Source organism: bacterium, from assembly GCA_027622355.1.
Classification (GTDB): Bacteria; UBA8248; UBA8248; order UBA8248; family UBA8248; genus JAQBZT01.
Map to the genome: position 1 here is coordinate 1 of JAQBZT010000217.1, position 4,999 is coordinate 4,999.

At 62.4% G+C, this 4,999-nt stretch carries 5 protein-coding genes; 3 read left to right on the plus strand and 2 right to left on the minus strand.

What is annotated here, in order from left to right; genetic code table 11:
* The coding region (locus O2807_11750; protein ID MDA1001171.1) for an NAD(P)-dependent oxidoreductase at window positions 1–644 on the plus strand (644 nt) is incomplete at its 5' end.
* 4 nt (window positions 645–648) lie between these two features.
* Here the strand turns inward: O2807_11750 and O2807_11755 are convergent.
* Window positions 649–1,818, minus strand: coding sequence for an FAD-dependent oxidoreductase (locus O2807_11755; protein MDA1001172.1), 1,170 nt, complete (start codon window positions 1,816–1,818; stop codon window positions 649–651).
* A 290-nt stretch (window positions 1,819–2,108) separates the two neighbouring features.
* On the opposite strand from O2807_11755, the gene O2807_11760 reads away from it, so the two are divergent.
* On the plus strand, window positions 2,109–3,296 hold the full coding sequence (locus O2807_11760; protein MDA1001173.1) for a tetratricopeptide repeat protein: 1,188 nt from the start codon (window positions 2,109–2,111) through the stop codon (window positions 3,294–3,296).
* Between the two features lie 114 nt (window positions 3,297–3,410).
* Window positions 3,411–4,376, plus strand: coding sequence for a nitronate monooxygenase (locus O2807_11765; GenBank protein MDA1001174.1), 966 nt, complete (start codon window positions 3,411–3,413; stop codon window positions 4,374–4,376).
* Here the strand turns inward: O2807_11765 and O2807_11770 are convergent.
* Entirely contained in the window at window positions 4,373–4,900 is a 528-nt protein-coding gene (locus tag O2807_11770) for a hypothetical protein (GenBank protein ID MDA1001175.1), read from the minus strand. The genes O2807_11765 and O2807_11770 overlap by 4 nt on opposite strands.
* Window positions 4,901–4,999: the final 99 nt, after the last annotated feature.

The following is a 4,999-nucleotide window of genomic DNA, read 5'->3' on the forward strand; positions in this document are numbered from 1 at the left end:
GGGCGGCGGAGAAGGGGCTCCTGATCGTGGACACGACGACCGCCCGCCCGGAGGATTCCGAGGCGATCGCCGCCGAGCTCCGGGAGAAGGGGATCGGTTTTCTCGATGCGAGCCTCAGCGGGTCGAGCTCTGCGGTCTACGAGCGGAACATGGTCGCCATGGTGGGGGGGGAGAAGGCGCATTTCGATCGGGCGCTGCCGGTGCTCGAGGCGTTCGCGCGATCCTGCTACCACCTGGGGGAGAACGGCGCGGGGGCGCGGACCAAGCTCATCGTGAATCTGGTGCTCGGCCTCAACCGCGCCGCGCTGGCCGAGGGGCTGACGCTCGGGATGAAGATCGGGATGGACACGAAAATTCTCCTGGAGGTGCTCAAGGACAGCGCCGCCTACAGCAAGGCGATGGACAACCGGGGCCAGCGGATGATCGACGCCGCCTATTTCGACAACCCCACCTCCCGCCTCAAGCAGCATCACAAGGATGTCCGGCTCATGCTGGAGCAGGGGGCGCGCTGGGGCGTTCCGCTCTTTTTCACCTCGGTGCTCGATCAGGTGCTGTGCGAGGCCGAGGCGGCGGGCCTCTCCGATGCGGATACCGGCTCCTCGATCGAGGTGCTGCGGCGGGCTGCGGGCATTCCGGCGCTCTGAGCGCCTAGCCCGCCTCTGCATGATGCGCGGTGAGTTTTTCGGGAATCATGTCCCCCCGCGCGAAGCGATCCAGGGAGAGGGGCGAGATGTCGAGGATTTTCGCCGCGCCATCGAGGATCAGCTCGGCCATCGCCTGGCCGATGACCGGGCTGTGCTGGAAGCCGTGGCCGCTGAATCCCGCCGCGAGATAGAGCCCCTCCCGGCCGGGGACGGCCCCCATGATGCCGTGGCTGTCCGGGGTGAGTTCGTAGAGGCCGGCCCACCCGCGCACGATGTCCGCCCCCGCGAAGGCGGGAATCCGGCGGACGGCACGCTCCACCGCCCAGGCGGCGGCGTCCCAGTCCACCGTGGTGCGGAAGCCGGGCTCCACGTCCTGCGGGCCGTAGAGGATGAAGCCCTCCCCCTCGGGCTTGTAGGTCGTGTGCTGGGCGAGGTCGATCGTCAGCGGCATCTCCGGCGGAAGCGCGGGAACGGGGCCGGTGAGGAACACCTGGCGGCGGATGGGCCGCACCGGAATTTCCACCCCGGCCATTCGCCCGATCGCGCCCGCCCAGGGGCCCGCGCAGCACACCGCGAGGGGGGTTTCGATCGCCCCGCGCGCGGTTTCGACCCCGCGGAGGCGCTCCCCCTCGAAGCGGAGGCCGGTGACCTCGGTCTCCTGAAAGATCCGCACGCCGAGCGCGCGGCAGCTCCGGGCATAGCCCGCGATCACTTCCTGGGGGCCGAGGTGGCCATCCGCGGCGCAGAAGGTGCCGCCGGTCAGATCGTCCACCCGGAGATGCGGCCATCTTTTTTTCAGTTCCTCCGGCGCGAGCCAGTCGGTTCGGACGCCGAGGCGGGCCTGAAGCGCCCGGCCCTCCTGAAGGATGTGCCGGTTCATCTCATCGCCCGCGAGCATGAGGTAGCCCGTTTGCCGAAAGCCGGGGTCCACCCCGAACTCCCCGGCGAAGCGCTCCCACCTCGGCATGGCGGCGAGGGAGAAGCGGATGTTGATCTCGGTCGAGAAGTCGAGCCGGATTCCGCCCAGGCACGCGCCGGTCGAACCCTCTCCGAGAAGGCCCTTTTCGAGGAGGACGATCTCTTTCATCCCCGCGCGCGCCAGGTGGTAGGCGGAGGAGAGGCCGAGGGCGCCGCCGCCGATGATGGCGCAGGCGCTGGCGGAGGGCAGGTTCATCGCGGAACGTTTCCTCCGGGCGGGTGGAATCTACTTCACAGAAGCAGCGGGTTTTCCGCCCGCGGCACGAAAAAAGACCTGGCATTTAACAGGAGAAAAAACAAATACTTATTCCGGATTCGTGCCCGGCCCCGGCGGCGGACCGGCGGCCGAAATGTTGATCATTCGCTTGATGATGGCATAATTCAGTGTGCAATTCCTCCTCCGACTTTTTTGGGGAAAGGACGAGAGGCGGGATTGTTTCTTTTGTCGTGCGGTGAAAATCCTGATGTTGCGGCGATGAGGGTCCCATGTCGGATACCCATACCCGGGTGCTGGTCGTCGAGGGCGAGAGCAAGCTCCGGCGGGTGATTGCCTCGATGCTATACGGCGCGGGGATGAAAACCGTCTACAGCGTTCCCGACGGCAAGCAGGCCCAGGAAATTCTGATGAGCAAGGCGGTGGACTTCGTCCTCTGCGACTGGAGCGCACCGGAGCTGCCGGGGATGGATATTCTCCAGAAAATCCGGAATACCGAACTGCACCGGTTCATGCCGTTCCTGATGATGAGCCGTGTGGGCCAGCTCGATGAGGAAGATCAGCTGGCCGCCCATGACTACGATGTGGATGGGATGGTCTTCAAGCCCATCAACCAGAACGAACTCGAAGATACGATCAAAAGCGCCGTCAACAACTACAACGGCAATGTGGAGATATTCACCCATCTGACGCGCGCCAGCGCCCTGGCGGACATCGGCTTCCACGGCGAGGCGCGCGCAGAGCTGGCCGCGGCCCAGGAGAAAAAACCGGACTGGTCCCGCGTGTGGACGGAATCGGGGGATGTCTTCACCGCGATGAGGGCCATGCCCGAGGCCAAGCAGTGCTACAAAAAAGCCATTGATACGGACAGCAAGTATACCCGGTCCTTCGACAAGCTGGCGCTGATCATGAAGATGGAGGGGAAGGAAAAAGAGGCCATCCGCTTCTACGAGATGGCCTCCGAGATCAGCCCCCGGAACAAAACGCGCCAGTATGCCCTGGCGAAGGCCTATTTCGAGAGAGGCGAGGTCGAGAGCGCGGTGAAGGCCGTTCACACCGCGCTGGAGGGCGACAAGGACACCTCAACCCGGAGCGCCGAGGCCGCGGAATTTTTCCTGGCGGCGGGCCGGCCCGATCTGGCCGAGACGGAATTCGGGGTTGCCCCTCAGGCCGATCCGCAGAACGTCAGCCATTTCAACCGGCTGGGCATCGCCTTCCGCCGCCAGAAAAAATACAAGGAAGCGGTGGAAAACTACAAAAAGGCGATTACCTACTCTCCCAACGACGCCATTCTCTACTACAACATGGCCTGGGCGCTCATCGCCACCAAGGAGCACTCGCAGGCGGCGGTGGCCTGCCGCCGGGCCATTCGGCTCGAGCCGGAGTTCAAGGAGGCCCAGGATCTCCTGAAGAAGCTCCAGCCGGCCGTCAAGGCCGCCACGTCGGATTCCGCTGTTTAAATATCCTCCCGAGGCTTTGAGCCGTCGCCCCGCCCGGATTAAGATGCGGGGGCACTCCATCTTCTTTTGAATGCCACCGCCGCGCTTCCGGCCGCTTTCCGGGAAGGGGGGAGAATGATCAAAACATCCATCTGCGAGATTCTGGGCATCGAGCATCCCGTCATCCTGGGCGGCATGGGGACGGGGACCTCGGCCTCTCTTGTCGCCGCGGTCTCGGAAGCAGGGGGAATGGGGACGCTCGGCGTCTCCAATCTCTCGAAGGAAGACCTCCGCAAGGGCGTGGACGATATCAGGGAAAGGACCGACAAGCCCTTCGGCATCAACTTTCTCCCCTTTCTGCTGCGGGAGGATCATTTTGCCGAGGGCCTCGCCTCAAAGCCGCCCGTCGTCGCCTTCGCCTGGCCGCCGCGCGATATGGACCTGCGCCCGCTCTTCGAGCGGGCCCACGAGGCGGGCGCCAAGGTCATGTACCAAGCGGGGGAGGTGGCGGATCTTGTGCGCGGCGCCGAGGCCGGCGCCGACATCCTCGTCTCGCAGGGAACCGAGGCGGGCGGCCATGTGGGCTGGATGGCGTCTTTCCCCCTGATCCCCATGGCGGCCGACGCCGTGGCCCCCAAGCCCCTCGTCGCGGCGGGGGGAATCGCCGACGGAAGAGGGCTTGCCGCCGCGCTCGCCCTCGGGGCCGAGGGCGTTCTCCTCGGGACGCGGTTTCTCGCCACCGAGGAAGCGCCCCTGCATCCCAACTTCAAAAAAGCGATCCTGGAGAGTGACGGCCACGACACCCTGCTCACCGAGATTCCCGACATCGCCACCGCGCGCGTCTGGCCGGGGGCCATGGCCCGCGCCCAGCGGAACGCTTTTATCGAGAAATGGGCGGGCCGGGAGTGGGCGCTGCGCCAGCACCAGGCGGCGGCGCTGGCGGATGTGCAGAAGGCGCGCGCGGCGGGGGATGCGGATAACACCTACCTCCTCATCGGCCAGGACGCGGGCCTGATCCGCGACATCCCGCCCGCAGGCGAGCTGGTGCGGCGCATCGTCCGCGAGGCCGAAGAAGTGATGAAGAAGCGCTGGATAGGTTAAACTGAGGCGAGATACTTAGAATAATCTTCTATTTTTTGATGTCTCTCGCATTCGATCTCACTGATTCCGAGTAGATTGCACGTTTTTTCTGCATCTTCGTTGCATGGATTTACAATTATTACTTCTGGTTGGTTACTCATTTCCAATCTGGCTTGTCGTATGAGCCATCGGAGATAATAGTCAGACTCTGGAAAGGATAGCCCGATTAAAATTAATTTTTTAGCGCCTTTAATTTTTCTGAAAGCTTGATTCCACACAAAACCCATTTTAGGGAATTTCTCGAATGATTTGCCCATTGCAGGAGGGATAATTACTGGAACAAAGCCAGAACCACACCTGTCACATGGTTCGCCAATTTCAGTATGCCGTTTGGGATCATCTATGGTGTTGACCCAAAATTTATAATGATCAGGGCAGATTGGATTAGGGCAATATAACCAATTAAGAGAGCCATGCAATTTTAAAAAAATACCTTTTTCTTTTAGGTAATAGTGAATAGGGGGAGAATCTCCATATGCCCCCATTCTGTCCCCAAGTAAAGAATTGCTTCGATATAAGGGGACCTCTAAAAACCGCCTGATTTCCCCCCGATTTTATGTCGTAGCCGCATTCTAGCCATAATC

Bases quoted from the DNA above. Each gene is read 5' to 3' on its own strand.
- O2807_11770 (MDA1001175.1), bottom strand. From the start codon at position 4,900: ATGGGGGCATATGGAGATTCTCCCCCTATTCACTATTACCTAAAAGAA.
- O2807_11755 (MDA1001172.1), bottom strand. From the start codon at position 1,818: ATGAACCTGCCCTCCGCCAGCGCCTGCGCCATCATCGGCGGCGGCGCC.
- O2807_11765 (MDA1001174.1), top strand. From the start codon at position 3,411: ATGATCAAAACATCCATCTGCGAGATTCTGGGCATCGAGCATCCCGTC.
- O2807_11760 (MDA1001173.1), top strand. From the start codon at position 2,109: ATGTCGGATACCCATACCCGGGTGCTGGTCGTCGAGGGCGAGAGCAAG.